The sequence below is a fragment of the Actinomadura sp. NPDC049382 genome (assembly GCF_040677125.1).
GTDB classification, from domain to species: domain Bacteria; phylum Actinomycetota; class Actinomycetes; order Streptosporangiales; family Streptosporangiaceae; genus Spirillospora; species Spirillospora geliboluensis.
Genome location: NZ_JBFARO010000180.1, coordinates 1 through 13,906 on the forward strand (window position 1 = coordinate 1; position 13,906 = coordinate 13,906).

At 72.6% G+C, this 13,906-nt stretch carries 17 protein-coding genes; 11 read left to right on the forward strand and 6 right to left on the reverse strand.

Annotation, left to right across the window (positions count from 1 at the left end; all coding sequences use genetic code 11):
* Positions 1 to 243 precede the first annotated feature (243 nt).
* Both AB0K34_RS43470 and AB0K34_RS43475 read right to left on the reverse strand, forming a co-directional pair.
* Positions 244 to 930: a CBS domain-containing protein gene (locus AB0K34_RS43470; RefSeq protein ID WP_138641559.1), complete on the reverse strand. Its 687-nt coding sequence runs from the start codon at positions 928 to 930 to the stop codon at positions 244 to 246.
* A gap of 16 nt (positions 931 to 946) precedes the next feature.
* Positions 947 to 1,387 (reverse strand): universal stress protein, encoded by a 441-nt coding sequence (locus AB0K34_RS43475; protein ID WP_171069453.1) that lies wholly within the window; start codon positions 1,385 to 1,387, stop codon positions 947 to 949.
* A gap of 225 nt (positions 1,388 to 1,612) precedes the next feature.
* Here AB0K34_RS43475 and AB0K34_RS43480 point away from each other — a divergent pair, with 225 nt between their 5' ends.
* Both AB0K34_RS43480 and AB0K34_RS43485 read left to right on the forward strand, forming a co-directional pair.
* A complete protein-coding gene (locus AB0K34_RS43480; RefSeq protein ID WP_138641561.1) occupies positions 1,613 to 2,458 on the forward strand; it encodes a universal stress protein in 846 nt (281 codons plus the stop codon).
* A 53-nt stretch (positions 2,459 to 2,511) separates the two neighbouring features.
* Positions 2,512 to 3,036, forward strand: coding sequence for a cyclic nucleotide-binding domain-containing protein (locus tag AB0K34_RS43485; RefSeq protein ID WP_171069454.1), 525 nt, complete (start codon positions 2,512 to 2,514; stop codon positions 3,034 to 3,036).
* A gap of 72 nt (positions 3,037 to 3,108) precedes the next feature.
* Here the strand turns inward: AB0K34_RS43485 and AB0K34_RS43490 are convergent, their stop codons facing one another.
* A complete protein-coding gene (locus tag AB0K34_RS43490; RefSeq protein WP_138641563.1) occupies positions 3,109 to 3,480 on the reverse strand; it encodes a hypothetical protein in 372 nt (123 codons plus the stop codon).
* Positions 3,481 to 3,712: 232 nt separating this feature from the next.
* On the opposite strand from AB0K34_RS43490, the gene AB0K34_RS43495 reads away from it, so the two are divergent.
* From AB0K34_RS43495 to AB0K34_RS43510, 4 genes are all read left to right on the forward strand, one after another.
* The gene (locus tag AB0K34_RS43495; protein WP_138641564.1) at positions 3,713 to 4,576 is read left to right on the forward strand and encodes a universal stress protein; all 864 of its coding nucleotides are present in this window, start codon (positions 3,713 to 3,715) and stop codon (positions 4,574 to 4,576) included.
* A gap of 128 nt (positions 4,577 to 4,704) precedes the next feature.
* Positions 4,705 to 5,508, forward strand: a complete 804-nt coding sequence (gene ppk2, locus AB0K34_RS43500; protein ID WP_138641565.1) for a polyphosphate kinase 2 — start codon at positions 4,705 to 4,707, stop codon at positions 5,506 to 5,508.
* Between the two features lie 102 nt (positions 5,509 to 5,610).
* Positions 5,611 to 6,651 (forward strand): hypothetical protein, encoded by a 1,041-nt coding sequence (locus AB0K34_RS43505; RefSeq protein WP_364554412.1) that lies wholly within the window; start codon positions 5,611 to 5,613, stop codon positions 6,649 to 6,651.
* A gap of 88 nt (positions 6,652 to 6,739) precedes the next feature.
* Positions 6,740 to 9,382 (forward strand): bifunctional GNAT family N-acetyltransferase/acetate--CoA ligase family protein, encoded by a 2,643-nt coding sequence (locus tag AB0K34_RS43510; RefSeq protein ID WP_138640313.1) that lies wholly within the window; start codon positions 6,740 to 6,742, stop codon positions 9,380 to 9,382.
* 32 nt (positions 9,383 to 9,414) lie between these two features.
* Here the strand turns inward: AB0K34_RS43510 and AB0K34_RS43515 are convergent, their stop codons facing one another.
* The 3 genes from AB0K34_RS43515 to AB0K34_RS43525 all read right to left on the reverse strand — a co-directional run bounded on the left by AB0K34_RS43515 (position 9,415) and on the right by AB0K34_RS43525 (position 11,759).
* Positions 9,415 to 9,885 (reverse strand): proteasome activator, encoded by a 471-nt coding sequence (locus AB0K34_RS43515; RefSeq protein ID WP_138640312.1) that lies wholly within the window; start codon positions 9,883 to 9,885, stop codon positions 9,415 to 9,417.
* A gap of 16 nt (positions 9,886 to 9,901) precedes the next feature.
* On the reverse strand, positions 9,902 to 11,266 hold the full coding sequence (locus AB0K34_RS43520) for a wax ester/triacylglycerol synthase family O-acyltransferase (RefSeq protein WP_205719553.1): 1,365 nt from the start codon (positions 11,264 to 11,266) through the stop codon (positions 9,902 to 9,904).
* 142 nt (positions 11,267 to 11,408) lie between these two features.
* Entirely contained in the window at positions 11,409 to 11,759 is a 351-nt protein-coding gene (locus tag AB0K34_RS43525) for an STAS domain-containing protein (protein WP_171069346.1), read from the reverse strand.
* Positions 11,760 to 11,992: 233 nt separating this feature from the next.
* On the opposite strand from AB0K34_RS43525, the gene AB0K34_RS43530 reads away from it, so the two are divergent.
* From AB0K34_RS43530 to AB0K34_RS43550, 5 genes are all read left to right on the forward strand, one after another.
* The gene (locus AB0K34_RS43530) at positions 11,993 to 12,199 is read left to right on the forward strand and encodes a DUF2945 domain-containing protein (RefSeq protein ID WP_364554413.1); all 207 of its coding nucleotides are present in this window, start codon (positions 11,993 to 11,995) and stop codon (positions 12,197 to 12,199) included.
* Positions 12,200 to 12,204: 5 nt separating this feature from the next.
* Entirely contained in the window at positions 12,205 to 12,489 is a 285-nt protein-coding gene (locus AB0K34_RS43535; RefSeq protein ID WP_364554414.1) for an MGMT family protein, read from the forward strand.
* Positions 12,490 to 12,616: 127 nt separating this feature from the next.
* A complete protein-coding gene (locus AB0K34_RS43540; protein WP_364554415.1) occupies positions 12,617 to 13,051 on the forward strand; it encodes an SRPBCC domain-containing protein in 435 nt (144 codons plus the stop codon).
* Positions 13,038 to 13,391 (forward strand): metalloregulator ArsR/SmtB family transcription factor, encoded by a 354-nt coding sequence (locus tag AB0K34_RS43545; protein ID WP_364554416.1) that lies wholly within the window; start codon positions 13,038 to 13,040, stop codon positions 13,389 to 13,391. Before AB0K34_RS43540 ends, AB0K34_RS43545 begins: the two co-directional genes overlap by 14 nt.
* The gene (locus tag AB0K34_RS43550; RefSeq protein WP_364554417.1) at positions 13,388 to 13,777 is read left to right on the forward strand and encodes a VOC family protein; all 390 of its coding nucleotides are present in this window, start codon (positions 13,388 to 13,390) and stop codon (positions 13,775 to 13,777) included. The genes AB0K34_RS43545 and AB0K34_RS43550 overlap by 4 nt, the downstream gene beginning before the upstream one ends.
* Positions 13,778 to 13,906 lie beyond the last annotated feature (129 nt).

The following is a 13,906-nucleotide window of genomic DNA, read 5'->3' on the forward strand; positions in this document are numbered from 1 at the left end:
CTGGTCAGCGCCGGCGACACCCTGGGCCTGGGCCGCTGGTGGAGCGGCACCGCCCTGGCCAAGCGCTTCCCCTTCCTCAAGTAGCCGACAGCAACGCCCCTCAAGGACGCCCGCCCCACCCGGCGGGCGTCCTGCTGTTGCATCACCCTCGCGCCAGTCCAACGCACCGCAGCGTTGGACGAGGGTGGTTGATCCAGACTTCCTAAGGGCAGGCGCTCTCGCGCCGCTCGCGGGACGCTGAAGTCACGCTCTCGGGTACGTGGTGCGACGGGTGTCGTCGTGGTCGTAACCGAGGGTGTGGACGACGTCCACGACGCCTTCGGTGGCGGCGGTCAGGCGGACGACGATCGGGATGAGGCTCTTCTGCTCCACCCGCCCCGTGAGGTGGACGACGCCCTCCTGGACGCGGACGTGCAGCTCGGCGGGATCCTGCCAGAGCTTGTGGATCAGGACGTCCTGGATGACCTCGTCGCGGATGTCGGCGTCGGACCGCTGGAAGACGGACAGCAGGTCGCGGCGGGCCACGATGCCGGCGAGCCGGCCGTCGCCGTCGATGACGGGCATCGCCTTGAATCCGTGGGCGTTCAGCAGCCGCGCGGCCTGGGGGATCGAGGTGTGCGGGGTGACGGAGACGGCGGGCGTGCTCATCAGCCCTCGGGCGTCCACGGCGGCGGCCTTGGCCTCCGCGTCGGCGTGGCGCCGCAGCCTGGCCCGCAGCGGCCGGTGGTCGGCGCCGTCGTCCTTGTACTCCTGCTTGCGGAGCAGGTCCGCCTCGGTGACGATGCCGGTCACCCGGCCCGTCACGCCCAGGACGGGCACAGCGCTGATGCGGTGCTCGGCCATGGCGTCGGCGATCTCGGTGAACGGGGTCTCCTCGGTGACCGTGACGACCCTCTTGGTCATGACGTCCTGGACGGTGCGGCGTTGCATGATGCCCTCCCGGGGTTCACAGTGCCGTTGACTCGGTGGTGTGGTCGGCGCAGATCACCAGCGGGCAGCGTGCGCGTTCGCGGACGACCGGCACGGTGTCGCCGCCGAGCGGATTGCCGTGTTCGGAGTGCACCCGGGCGCCGATGACCAGCAGTTCGGCATGCGCGGCGGCGTGGGCGAGCGCCTCGCCGGGCGCGCCGTGCACGATCCGGAGCCGGGTGTTGAGGTGCTGGGCGCGCGGGATCGCGTGCGCGACCAGGCGCCGCAGCCGCAGCCACTCCCGCGCGGTCCGCAACGGGCGGGGCGCCGTGGCCCCGTCGGTCTCGATGGCGCGGACGACGTCCAGCCGCGCGTGCCGTTCGAGGGCCTCGCGGGCGGCGCGCCGCAGCGCGGCCATGGAGTTGGGGGAACCGTCCACTCCGACGACAACGGACCGGTGTTCGGGCATGACCCACATCGCCGACCTCCTTGAGTCGCTTCCACCCTCCCTCGCCGGATGGCCGTAGGTCAGAGCCGTCCGTCCTCGTGGGTAGGGGACCTTCGACCTCCACCGCGTCTCGCCGAGGCCGAGATCGGGGCCGTCCGATGCGGCGGCGGAGGTCCCGGTGAGCGGGGGTCCTTCGGCCCTGTGAAGGCGGCCGGCCCGGAGGTGGGATGGAGATGTCGGAACGAGGAGGACGTCATGAGCCATGTGGTCGTGGGCTACGACGGAACCAGCGAGAGCGAGCGGGCCGTGCGGTGGGCGGTGCGGGAGGCACAGCTGCGGCGGCTGCCGCTGACGGTGTGCCACGCCTGGCGCTGGCCGTACCCGATCAGCTACATCGACTACGAGGGCGAGGCCACCATCCGCCGGATGGGAGAGCATCTCCTCGACCACGGTGTGGCGTTCGCGCGGGAGCTGGCGCCGGGCCTGAAGGTGAACAAGCGGCTGAAGGACGGCAGCGCGGCTCCCGCCCTGCTGAACGAGGCCGGGGACGCCGAACTGATCGTGGTCGGCTCGCACGAGCCGGACCAGATGCCGGTGGGCTCGACGGCGCTGCGGGTGCCGGCCAAGGCCGACCGCCCCGTGCTGGTCGTCCGGTCGGCGGCGCCGCGCGACGGCCTGGTGGTCGTCGGCGTGGACGGCTCCGCGGGCGCGGACGTCGCCCTGGCCTTCGGGTTCGAGGAGGCGGCGCTGCGCGGCTGGCGGCTGCGCGCGGTGTACGGATGCTGGGAGCCGGGCGCGGCCCCCGACGGAGACCTCTCGCTGTTCGGCGACGAGGACAGGCTGCGCCGCGCGGCCGGTGCCGTGCTCGAACGCGCCGTGGCGCCCTGGCGGGTGAAGTACCCGCAGGTGCAGGCCATGACGTCGCTGGTGCTGCAGTCGCCGCGCGAGGCGCTGTTCCAGGCGGCCGAGGACGCGACGCTGATGGTCGTGGGCGCGCGGGGGACCGGGGTCGTGGAGCCGCTGACCCTCGGTGCGACGGGCGACGCGCTGCTCAAGCACGCCCCGTGCACGGTCGCCGTCGTCCCGAACCGCACCCGGTGACGGCGCCGGCGGACTGAGAGGGAACGTAGGAGGGGGTGAGTCGGATGCGTACCGTGACCGGTGCGGATCTCGCGCGTGAGCCGTTCCTGGACGGCATGAGGAGCGCCGACCTGCGCAGGCTGGCGACGGCGGCCCGGTTCACCGAGTTCGCGGCGGGGAGGCGCATCTTCAGCGAGTCCGATCCGGCGGAGCGCTTCTGGCTCCTGCTGGAGGGGACCGTGATCGTCGACCTGCACGCGCCGCGGCGCGGCGCCGTGATCATCGACACCTTCGGTCCGGGCTCGGTGCTCGGCTGGTCGTGGCTCTTCCGTCCGCACCAGTGGCACTTCGGCGGGGTGGCGACCACCCCGGTGCGGGCCATCGAGTTCGACGGACGGCTCGTCCGGACGCTCTGCGCCGTCGACCCTTCCATGGGCTACGAACTGACGCGCCGCTTCGCCGAGCTCGTCGTGGAGCGCCTGGAGACGGCGCAGGCGCGGCTGACGGAACTCCCCGAGACCGTCGCGGACGGCGATGCCCCGTCCCGCTTTCCGCACGGAGCCGGCGGTGTGGCGGCGTCCTGGTACGAGAGGCACTAGGCCGTTCTCGCGGACCACGATCCCCTGGCCGGGGTGGCGCCCGGCCAGGGGAGACGGTGATCGCGAAGGTGTTCAGTGCCGGGCTCGGCTGTTGGCCGTGGTTGTCCGGTCGCCCTTCCGGCGGGTCGTCCAGTACCGGGCGACGTGCTGCATCCGGGCGCGCAGGCGGGCGGCGGCCAGGCTGCCGGCTTCCGACATCGAGGTGGCCGAGGCGTAGGCGTTCACGGGCAGCCCGTTCAGGTCGACCCGGAGCGAGACCAGGTAGGGACGCGGCACGGCGGGGTCGGGAAGGACATTGAGCGTGGCCTTGGCGTACAGCACCGGACGCGGGGCGTGCGCCAGGACCCGCGCCACCACCTCGCGGATGTGCTGCACGTCCGACTGCGGGACGTCCCGCAGGGTGGTGACCTCAATGTCGAACTGGTCGGCGACTGTGTTGGACAACGTCGGCCTCCTCATGCGAAGGGATCACCACCAACGTTGATCCACAGCCGGCGTCCGCCCTAGGGACCTTCGTCATCACCCCGCAGAGCCGTTCGGCCCGCCCCGGCACCCTGGCGCGATTGCGGGCCGAAGGTCCCTGTTGTTCCGGACTGAGGCCCCTCTTGGACGAGGCCATCGCGGGCAAGGCTGCTCATGTGGGAGATCGACGGGTCGGCGAGAGCGGGAGAAGAGCATGAGCGAGCAGGCGGCCACCGGTGTCGTCGTCGGGTACGACGGTTCGGAGAACGGGATCCGCGCCCTGGACTGGGCCGCCGAGGAGTCCCGGATCCGCGACCTCCCGATGACCGTGATCCACGCCTGGCAGTACTACATCGGCGGCTCGATGGCCATGCCGATGCTGGACCTGCAGGCCCTGGCGCAGAAGACCCTGGACGGCGGCATCGAGCACGTCCGCGAGCAGGCGCCCGACGTACCGGTGCAGGGCGTCCTCGAATGCGGTCAGCCGGCCGCCAAGCTGATCGAGGCGGGCAAGAGCGCCACCTTGATCGTCCTGGGGCCGCGGGGCCTCGGCGGGTTCGCCGGGCTGGTGCTCGGATCGGTCGGCGCCCAGGTGGTCGCGCACGCCTCCTGCCCCGTGGTGATCGCCCGGGGCGACGTGAGGGAGGCGGGAGCGGTCGTGGTCGGCGTGGACGGTTCCGCGGAGTCGTCGGCCGCGCTGGCGATCGCGTTCGCCGAGGCTGAACTGCACGGGTCCTCCGTGCACGCGGTGGTGGCGTGGGAGTCGGTCCCGGTGGAGGGCCTCCCGCCCCTGGCGGACGAGGCCGGTATGCGGAAGGCCGCCACGGCACGCCTGGACCGGCTGACGACCCCCTTCCGCGTCCTCCACCCCGGAGTGAACGTGCGGGCGGAAGTCGTGGTCGGGGCACCGCGAGAGGTGCTGCTGGACGCTTCGCAGGACGCGCGTCTGCTCGTCGTCGGGTCGCGGGGGCTGGGCGGCTTCCGCGGCCTCCTGCTCGGATCGGTCAGCCAGGCTCTGGTGCAGCACGCGCATTGCCCGGTAATGGTCGTCCACGCGCCCCAGAACACGGGGGCCTAGCGCGTTCGGCGGCGCCTTGGCCGGGGTGGCGCCGCCGTTCGCAGGCGAGCCGGGGATCCGGGGCGGACTGCCTCCCGAAGCGCGGGTCGGCCAGACTGGAGGGCGTATACCCGAGGCTTGGAGGCGGTATGGGTGGTCCCCGGCGGTTGCCCCGGCAGGTCTACGAACGTGAGCTGCTCCGGCTGCAGGAGCAATTGATGATGCTGCAGGAGTGGGTGCGCGCGGAGGGCGCGCGCGTCGCCGTGGTGTTCGAAGGACGCGACGCCGCCGGCAAGGGGAGCACCATCAAGCGCGTCACCGAGTACCTCAACCCGCGCGTCGTGCGGATCGTGGCGCTGCCGGCGCCGAGCGACCGGGAACGGACCCAGTGGTATTTCCAGCGGTACGTCGAGCACCTGCCCGCGGCCGGTGAGATCGTCCTGTTCGACCGGTCGTGGTACAACCGCGCGGGAGTCGAGCGGGTCATGGGATTCTGCACGCCCCAGGAGCACCGGCGCTTCTTGCACCAGTGCCCGATCTTCGAGCGGATGCTGGTCGAGGACGGCATCCTGCTGCGCAAGTACTGGTTCTCGGTCAGCGACGCCGAGCAGGAACGCCGCTTCCGCAGCCGGCTCGACGACCCGATGCGCAGGTGGAAGCTGTCCGCCATCGACGTGGAGTCGATCTCGCGCTGGGAGGAGTACTCGCGGGCCAAGGACGAGATGTTCGTCCACACCGACATTCCCGAGGCGCCCTGGTTCGTGGTCGAGAGCGATGACAAGCGCCGTGCGCGCATCAACATGATCTCGCACCTGCTGTCGAGCATTCCCTACCGGGAAGTGGAGCGCCCGCCGCTCCAGCTGCCGGAACGTCCCCCGTCCAAGGGATACGAGCGGCCGCCGCGAGACGAGCAGACCTACGTCCCGGATCACGCGGAGACCTTGGGAAGCTGAGGGGCCGAAGGTCCGTGCGGAGAGGACCTTGGACACGATGCCGTCTCGACGCCGGTCCCGCAGGCTGTGAGTGCCGGGCACTCACGGCTGGAGGTCATCGAGATGGTCAGCACCGCACGAATTCCGGCGGAGCGTTGGGACGCGCCCGCGAAGCCTCTCGGAAGCGAACGCACTGATCTGGCGGCGCGCTTCGTCGCCCGCGCGGCGGTCCTGGCGCCGTCCATCAACAACACCCAGCCGTGGCGGATCGTCGAGCGCCCCGACGGGCTGGAGCTGTGGGCCGACCGCGCGCGCCAGTTGCCGGTCGCCGACCCGGCCGGGCGCGAGATGCTCATCAGCTGCGGCGCGGCCCTGTTCAACGCGCGGCTGGCCGTCCGGCGCCTCGGCTTCACGCCGCGGGTGCGGTTGCTGCCGAATCCGGCCTACCCCGACCTGCTGGCCCGGATCGTCTGGGGGACGAGGACGGTCCCGCGGCCGTACGAGGAACTGCTCTACCGGACGATTCGGCTCCGTCACACGCATCGCGGGCGGTTCCTGGCGGTCCCGTTGCCGCCCATGCTGCCGACCGTGCTGGCCGGCATCGCCCGGTACGAGGGCGCCGGCCTCCGCGTCGTCAAGGACGAGGGGCAGCGCAGGCAGCTCGCCGAGCACGTCCAGGCCGCCGAGGTGGTCCAGCTCCGCGATCCCCGCATCCTCGGCGAGCGGCTGGCCTGGACGGCGCCGGCGGGCACCGGGCGCCTCGACGGCGTCGCGCCCGCCCCCTCCCCGGCCCCGGCGGACGGACTGGAGTTCCCCTCGCGTGACCTCACCGCCGGAGCGCCATGGGGGTTCCAGCGCGAGGCGGGCGACTGCGAAACCGCGTCCGCCGCCCTGGGGACGGTGGCCGTGCTGACCACCCGTGAGGACAGGCGTGTGGACTGGCTGCTCGCCGGCCAGGCGCTCCAGCACGTGCTCCTGCACGCGGCGACACTGGACGTGAGCGCGGCCTTCCACACGCAGCCGCTGGAACTGCCCTATCTGCGGGCGGCGGTCCGCCGCGACCTGGCCTGCGGGCATCCCCAGATGGTGCTGCGCCTCGGCCGCGCGGCGCGTCGCCCGCCGAGCCGGCGGCGTCCGGTCGCGGACGTCCTCAGCGGCGACTGACGTGCCGTCACGGCAAGGGACCATGGTCCCGATCGCCGGTGACCTTGGGACGATGATCTGCGGGGGCGTCCCGTCAGACGCTGGAGACATGACGGAGCGGCATTCCGGCGCGCGGGCGTTCGCGCTGCTGACCGACGGCGTGCAGATCGAGATCAGGCGGCTCGGCGCGGCGGACCTGGACGCGGTGCGCGACCTGCATGAGGGGTTGTGCGAGGAGAGCCTGTACCTGCGGTTCTTCGGCCTCAACCGGGCCATGGCGGGCGAGGTGGCCCGGCGGGTCTGCCGGACGGACGGCAGTGATCACGCGGCCCTCGGCGCCTGGCTGCACGGCGACCTGGTCGGTGTCGCGGAGTACGAGCCGACCGGGGTGCCGGGGGAGGCGGAGGTCGCGATGGCGGTCGCCGACCGGATGCACCACCGCGGCGTCGGGACCCTGCTGCTGGAGCACCTCGGGTCGCTGGCCCGCGACAGCGGGCTCGTGGCCTTCCGCGCGGACACGCTGCCGGAGAACAGCGCGATGCTGCGCGTGTTCGCGGACGCGGGGATGCCGGCGCGGCGGCGGACGTCCGGCGGTGTCGTCGAGGTGACGATCCCGCTCGGCTGCGGCGACGCGTACCTGGACGCGGTCGCGGAGCGGGAGCGGCGCGCGGACGTGGCGAGCCTGGAACCGCTGCTGCGGCCCCGGTCGGTGGCGGTGATCGGGGCGTCGCGCCGGCGCGGGACGGTCGGCGCCGAACTGCTGCGCAACATCGTCGCGGGCGGTTTCAAAGGCGCCGTGTACGCGGTGAATCCGCATTGCGCGGGGAGTGACCTGCACGGCGCGCCGTGCGTGGCGACGCTCGCCGACCTGCCCGAGGCGCCGGACCTCGCTGTGATCACGGTGCCCGCGCCCTCGGTGCCCGGTGTGGCGGCGGCGTGCGGGCGGTTCGGGATCCCCACGCTCGTGGTGATCAGTTCGGGGTTCACCGCCGGCCAGGGGCGCGCGCTGCTGGCGACCTGCCGGGAGCACGGCATGCGGCTCGTCGGACCGAACTGCCTGGGCATCGCCAACACCGGCGTCTGGCTGGACGCGACGTTCGGCGCCCGGAGGCCCGTCCCGGGGGCCGCCGGTGTGGCGGTGCAGTCGGGCGGTGTCGGGATCTCCCTCCTCGAAGAGCTGTCCCGGCTGGGCATCGGCGTCTCGACGTTCGCCTCCGTGGGCGACAAGTACGACGTCAGCGCCAACGACATGCTGATGTGGTGGGAGTCGGACGACACGACCCGGCTCGGCATCCTGCACGTGGAGTCGTTCGGCAACCCCCGCAAGTTCGCCCGGACGGCGCGCCGGGTCGCCGCGACGATGCCGCTGCTGACCGTCCTGGCCGGACGGTCCGCGCCCGGCACCCGGGCGGCGGCCTCCCACACCGCCGCCGCCGCGACCCCGGAGCTGACCCGCCGGGCGCTGTTCGAGCAGGCCGGCGTCGTGGCCACCGACGACCTCGGCGAGCTGGTCGACGCCGCCGCGCTGCTGGCGACCCAGCCGCCGCCTGCCGGGCCGCGAGTGGCGGTGCTGTCCAACGCGGGCGGCGCCGGGGTGCTGGCCGCCGACGCCTGCGCCGACGCCGGACTCACCGTCCCTGTCCTGGACGAGGCCACGCGCCGCTACCTGGCGGACATCCTCCCGTCCTGCGCGGCGGTCGCCAATCCCGTCGACACCACCGCCGCCGTCTCCGCCGACGTGTTCGGGGACGCCCTCGACCTGCTCGCCGCGGACGACTCCGTGGACGCCGTGCTGGCGCTGGTGGCCCCGACCGCGCTCGGCGACCTGCGGGACGCGCTGCGCGCCTGCCGCAAGCCGATGGCGGCGGTGGTGCTCGGGCAGGCCGAGACGGTCATGGTCAACGACGACGGGTTGCCGTGCTACGCCTACCCGGAGAACGCCGCCCGCGCGCTCGCCCACGCCTGGACGTACGCGCGGCGCCGCGACGTCCCGCAGGAGCCGGCGCCCGTGCTGCCCGGCCTGCGCCCGGACGAGGCGTCCGGCATCATCGGCGGCTTCCTGGACGGCGCCCCCGACGGCGGGTGGCTGCCGCCCGCCGGGACGTACCGCCTGCTGGAGTCCTACGGGCTGCCCGTGGCCCCGTGGCGGTGGGCCCGCACCGAGGACGAGGCCGCCACCGCCGCCCGCGACCTGGGCCGCCCGGTGGCGCTCAAGGCGCACGCCGCCGATGTCGTGCACAAGACCGCGGCGGGCGCGCTCGAACTCGGCCTGGACGGGGAGGACGCCGTCCGTGCCGCGTTCGGCCGCCTGTCCGAGCGGTTCGGCGGGGACCTGGAGGGCACGCTCGTCCAGGCCATGGCGGAACAGGGCGTCGAGGTGCTGTGCGGCGCCGTCCAGGACGAGGTGTTCGGAGCCGTGGTGATCTTCGGGGCCGGCGGCGTCGACGCCGACGCCCTGGCCGACCGCGCCGCCCGCCTGGCGCCGCTCACGACCCGCGACGCCGACGAGCTGATCCGAGCCCCGCGCCTGTCGGCCCTGCTCCTCGGCCACTCGGCGCGCCCGGCCGGCGATCTGGAGCGGCTGCGGGAGGTGCTGATCCGGCTGTCCCGGCTGGTGTCCGACCATCCGGAGATCACCGAACTCGACCTCAACCCGACCATCGTCCGCCCGGACGGAGCGGTGATCGTGGACGCCCGCGTCCGGCTCGCGCCCCGCCGCTCCTGGGACCCCTACCTGCGCCGCCTCCGCTGAACACAGACTCCGCTGAGCACAGACCAGGACGATCACGGGTGGCGGGGCGGACGCCTGCCGGTGATCGCGGCATCGTCCGGCCCGCCCGCGAGCCCGCCCTGCCGGGCGAGTTGCATGAGCATCGAGGTCATCAGGCTGTCGAGCCAGCCGAGCGCACCCGAGCACGCGGCGCGCGTCCCGGCGACGCCGGAGTTCTCGTCGAGCGGCGGCAGCAGCTCGCGCACTTCCTCGGCGAGCTGCGGCGAGACCGACCGGACCACTTCGTTCCGGAGGGCGTTGAACACCATGGCGGCCCGGTGGGCGGCCGCGTCATCGACGCCGCCGGAGTGGAGCTCCTCGTTCACGGCGGTGAGCAGCCGCCAGGTGCGCATCAGCCGGGTGGGTGCGGTCACCTCGTAGCCTCTGCGCGCCTCACGGGCATCACCGATCAGGACGGTCATCCGTATCGGACGGGGCACCGGGGCGCCGCTCCCGGTGCGGTGCGGCTTCCGTCGCGTGTTCATGTCGCCTCCAGCCGGTTCAGGTGGTGGGCGCGGTCTGTGCCGCCTCCTTGAGGAGTTCGTCGATGCCCTCGCGGATGCCCGCGCTCAGGGTCTCCAGGTCGGGGACGGCGTCGTGGTCCCCGGTGATCCCGAACGACAGGACGCCGTCGTAGGAGACGACGCCGACGGCGGTGCGCAGACCGGCCGTGATCGGGATGTAGGGGTCGATCTCCAGCATCCGCCGACCCATCGCGTACAGCGGGACGGCCGGGCCCGGGACGTTCGTCACGATCGTGTGGATCAGCGGCTGGCGCAGCCGCAGCGCCGTGTGGGCGGCCGCGGCCAGCAGGCTCGGGGCGTTGCCGAAGAGCTGGACGAAGGCGTCGAGGCCGGCGGCCTGGTCGCGGCTCTTCAGCCCGTCCATCTGCTCCCTGACGAGGTGCAGGCGCCGCAGCGGGTCGACCTCCCCGCACGGCAGGTCCACCGGCACCGCCGACACCCGGTTCGACGGGACGCCGCGCTCGTCCGCCGAACGGACCGACACCGGCACCATGGCCCGGGCGGTCGACTCCCCGGTGAGGAGGCCCCGCGCCTCCAGAAGGTCGCGGAAACCGCGCGCGGTCGCGGCCAGGGCCACGTCGTTGACCGACCCGCCGAACGTGCGCCGGATCCGGTCGACCTCGTCCATCCCCGCGTGGGTCCGAGTCCAGCGCCGGCGCGGACCGGTCGGCCCGTTGAGCGCCGACGCGCCGGACCCCATGAGCCGCGTCGCGTAACCGGGCACCGAGCCCGCGACCGCGAACGCGTCGCGCAGGACGGGCAGGAACAGCCGCCCGGCCTGCCGTCCGAAGCCCTTCAACCCGTCCATGACACCGTCGCGCAGCACGGCCGTGGCGGACGGCTCGGGCTTGGGCGTCCAGGCTCGGGGTGTCGCGGGCGTCCAGTCCGGGTCGGTGTCCAGCAGCACCGCCAGCAGGTCGATGCCGGCTATCCCGTCCACCATGCAGTGGTGCACCTTGCAGATCAGCGCCCAGCGGCCGTCCGCGAGCCCGTCGACCAGCCACACCTGCCACGGTGATCGGGTGAGGTCCAGCGGCGGCGCCAGGAGGCGGCCGGCCAGCTCGTGCAGTTCCTCCGGGCCGCCGGGTTCGGACGCGGTCGCGCGCAGGATGTGGTCGCCGATCGAGAAGCGCTGGTCGTCCACCCAGACCGGGTGGGCCAGGTTGAACGGGACGGTCCGGACCCGCTGCAGGCAGCGCGGCGCGAGCCGCAGCCTCGCGAACACCTGCCGTACGAGGTCCGGGTAGTCGGGCGCCGGACCTTCGAACACGGTCACCGTCCCGATCTGCAGCGGGCTCGTGTCGTTCTCGGCGAAGAACATTCCGGCGTCCAGCGCGTTCATCCGTTGCATCGTTCACCGCCCTGTGAGGTCTCCTTCGAGCCAACCTCCGGGCGAGCCCCCGCCCCATCCGGCGTTCGTCCCCTGGGGACGGGCCAAAGGTCCCTGCCGCCTGTGCTGGGTAGGGCGGACACCGGAAACTTTGTCAGGCGAAGGTGACCGTGTTCTCCCAGCCGAAGGCGGCAGTGCGGGGGCGCATGAACTTCTTGTCGAGCCGGGTGATGCGCAGAATCCGCGCCATCTGCGGTCGGACGCCGGTGAGCGTGACGGCGCCGCCGCGGCGCCTCGCCAGTCCGTCGGCGGACACGATCGCCGCCAGTCCCCGGGCGTCGCAGAAGGTCAGGGCGGACGCGTCGATCAGAACGTCCGGGCCGTGCTCGTCGATCACTCGGGCCAGTTCGGTCCCGAAGCGGCCGGCGGTGGCGATGTCCAACTCGCCGGCGGCCGCCACCCGCGCCACACCGGTCTCGTAATCGGCCAACCTCGTGAGCTGCACGGACGCTCTTCGCGAGATGGCGTTCACATCCATGCCGATCCTTCCGTGGATCCCTGTCGGTCACTCCAGGCTCCGTTGCCGTCCACCGCGCTGCAAGGGACCAACGTCCCGACGGCACCAGGGCGGGTGTCCTCCTCGATGTCGAAGCGATTGTGGAAACGAATTGAGGTACGTATGCGTGGGTAGCCTCAGAGGCCGGGGCGAGCCGCCCGCGCGAGAAGAAAGGGGGAACGATGCGGCAGTTCTCGGTGGGTGATCACGTGCGATGGAACTCCGAAGCGGGATATGTGGAAGGAGTGATCATCAGAAAGCACACGGAGGACGTGGAATATAAAGGCCACATGCGCCGCTGCAGCGAGGACGATCCGCAGTACGAGATTCAGAGTGACAGGACCGACCATATCGCCATGCACAAAGGGCGGGCACTGACGAAACTGTAGCCGCCATGGGCATCGTCGAGGAGGTGCGTGAGGCGGTCATCGCGATCCCTGCCGGTACCGTCGCCTCTTACGGCGACATCGGCAAGAGGATCGGTGCGGGGCCGCGGCAGGTGGGGCGCGCCATGAGCCTGCTCGGCGACGACGTCCCGTGGTGGCGTGTCGTGTACGCCGACGGAAGGCCCGCCACCTGCCACGGCGGGTCGGCTCGAGGAAGGCTCCACGACGAAGGAACGCCGATGCTCGGCACCCGCGTGGACCTGAACCGCGCGCGCCACCGGTGGACCTCTTAGGGATTGCTCCTTGGCCGGCGCTGCGGCCGAGATAGATGACCGCTGCCACGGCGGGGGGCGGGAAAGTATCGCAACCGGTTGGTTGTGATAGCTTCTATGGCAACCGATGAGTTGCTATGGGGTAGCCGTGCCCGTTCCGGATCGCATCGAGCGGACGCTCGACCTCGCCCACCCGCCCGCGCGGGTGTGGGCGGCGCTGACCACCGCCGAAGGGCTCGGCGGCTGGTTCGGCTCCCATGCGGAGGTCGACGACCTGCGTCCCGGTGGCGAGGCCCGGGTGCGGTGGGACGGGCAGGGCGAGTTCACCCTCTGGATCCAGGTCGTGGAGCCGCCCCGCCGGTTCGCCTACACGTGGGCGATCGAAGGGCTTCCGGCGGACGATCCGCGGCGCACCTACGTGGAGTTCACGTTGGAGCCGTCCGGCACGGGCACCCGGGTGACGGTCGTGGAGAGCGGCTTCGCCCAGCTGCCGGACCACCTGGGCGGCGCCTACGAGAGCAACGTCCACGGGTGGCGGACGGAGCTGGCCGAGCTGGCCGGGTACCTCGATGCCGCAGCCTGACCAGGCCGAGTCCGTCGCCCAGGCGGTCTTCACCGCGCTGGCCGACCCGACCCGGCGCGGCATCCTCGCCGAGCTCGCCGCGCGCGGCCCCGCGACCGCGACCGACCTGGCCGCCCGGCTCCCCATCTCCCGCCAGGCGATCGCCAAGCACCTCGGCCTGCTGTCCGAAGCCGGGCTGGTCCGGGCGGAGGCCGGAGAGCGGCGCCGGATCCGCTACCGGCTCCAGACGGGACCGGTGGCCGTGGCCCAGTCGTTCCTCGCCGCGCTGGCGCGCGACTGGGACGGCCACCTGAGCGCACTGCGCGACCATCTCGAACACAACACGGGGAGCGAACCATGAGTCCGACATTCCGCGGCGGCCACAACATCGCCATGAAGCTGCCCAAGGCGCAGTTCGACCGCACCGTCGCCTTCTACCGCGACGTGCTGGGCATGGAGGTCACCGACGAGAGCGGGCAGAGCGCCGTGGACCAGTGCGCCTCGGTGCAGCTCGGCCCGGTGAAGCTGTGGTTCGACCGCGTCGACAACTACGCGCGGGCCGACCTGTGGCTTGAGCTGTTCACCGATGACGTCGACGCCGCGACCAGGCATCTGGCCGCGCACGGTGTCCCCGTCCAGGACGAGCTGGAGCCGTTCCCCGCCGGCTTGGACGCCCACTGGATCAGCAACCCGGTCGGCATCCCGCACATCGTCCGCCTCGCCGACGAGGACCAGAATCCCTCCTGACCGGCGGGCCCGGCGACGTCATCGGCACGTCGACGTGAACGGCGGCCGTGTCCCGCGCCCCGGCTTCACAAGGTTTCGCGACCCGGCACCCGCAAGCGCCGGGCCACTCGCCCGCGCACCCACTGCGGG

Excerpts from the sequence above, each read along its gene's own strand:
- AB0K34_RS43470 (WP_138641559.1), bottom strand. The coding sequence starts at position 930 with ATGCAACGCCGCACCGTCCAGGACGTCATGACCAAGAGGGTCGTCACG.
- AB0K34_RS43475 (WP_171069453.1), bottom strand. The coding sequence starts at position 1,387 with ATGTGGGTCATGCCCGAACACCGGTCCGTTGTCGTCGGAGTGGACGGT.
- AB0K34_RS43480 (WP_138641561.1), top strand. The coding sequence starts at position 1,613 with ATGAGCCATGTGGTCGTGGGCTACGACGGAACCAGCGAGAGCGAGCGG.
- AB0K34_RS43495 (WP_138641564.1), top strand. The coding sequence starts at position 3,713 with ATGAGCGAGCAGGCGGCCACCGGTGTCGTCGTCGGGTACGACGGTTCG.
- ppk2 (WP_138641565.1), top strand. The coding sequence starts at position 4,705 with ATGGGTGGTCCCCGGCGGTTGCCCCGGCAGGTCTACGAACGTGAGCTG.
- AB0K34_RS43505 (WP_364554412.1), top strand. The coding sequence starts at position 5,611 with ATGGTCAGCACCGCACGAATTCCGGCGGAGCGTTGGGACGCGCCCGCG.
- AB0K34_RS43510 (WP_138640313.1), top strand. The coding sequence starts at position 6,740 with ATGACGGAGCGGCATTCCGGCGCGCGGGCGTTCGCGCTGCTGACCGAC.
- AB0K34_RS43515 (WP_138640312.1), bottom strand. The coding sequence starts at position 9,885 with ATGAACACGCGACGGAAGCCGCACCGCACCGGGAGCGGCGCCCCGGTG.
- AB0K34_RS43520 (WP_205719553.1), bottom strand. The coding sequence starts at position 11,266 with ATGAACGCGCTGGACGCCGGAATGTTCTTCGCCGAGAACGACACGAGC.
- AB0K34_RS43530 (WP_364554413.1), top strand. The coding sequence starts at position 11,993 with ATGCGGCAGTTCTCGGTGGGTGATCACGTGCGATGGAACTCCGAAGCG.
- AB0K34_RS43535 (WP_364554414.1), top strand. The coding sequence starts at position 12,205 with ATGGGCATCGTCGAGGAGGTGCGTGAGGCGGTCATCGCGATCCCTGCC.
- AB0K34_RS43545 (WP_364554416.1), top strand. The coding sequence starts at position 13,038 with ATGCCGCAGCCTGACCAGGCCGAGTCCGTCGCCCAGGCGGTCTTCACC.
- AB0K34_RS43550 (WP_364554417.1), top strand. The coding sequence starts at position 13,388 with ATGAGTCCGACATTCCGCGGCGGCCACAACATCGCCATGAAGCTGCCC.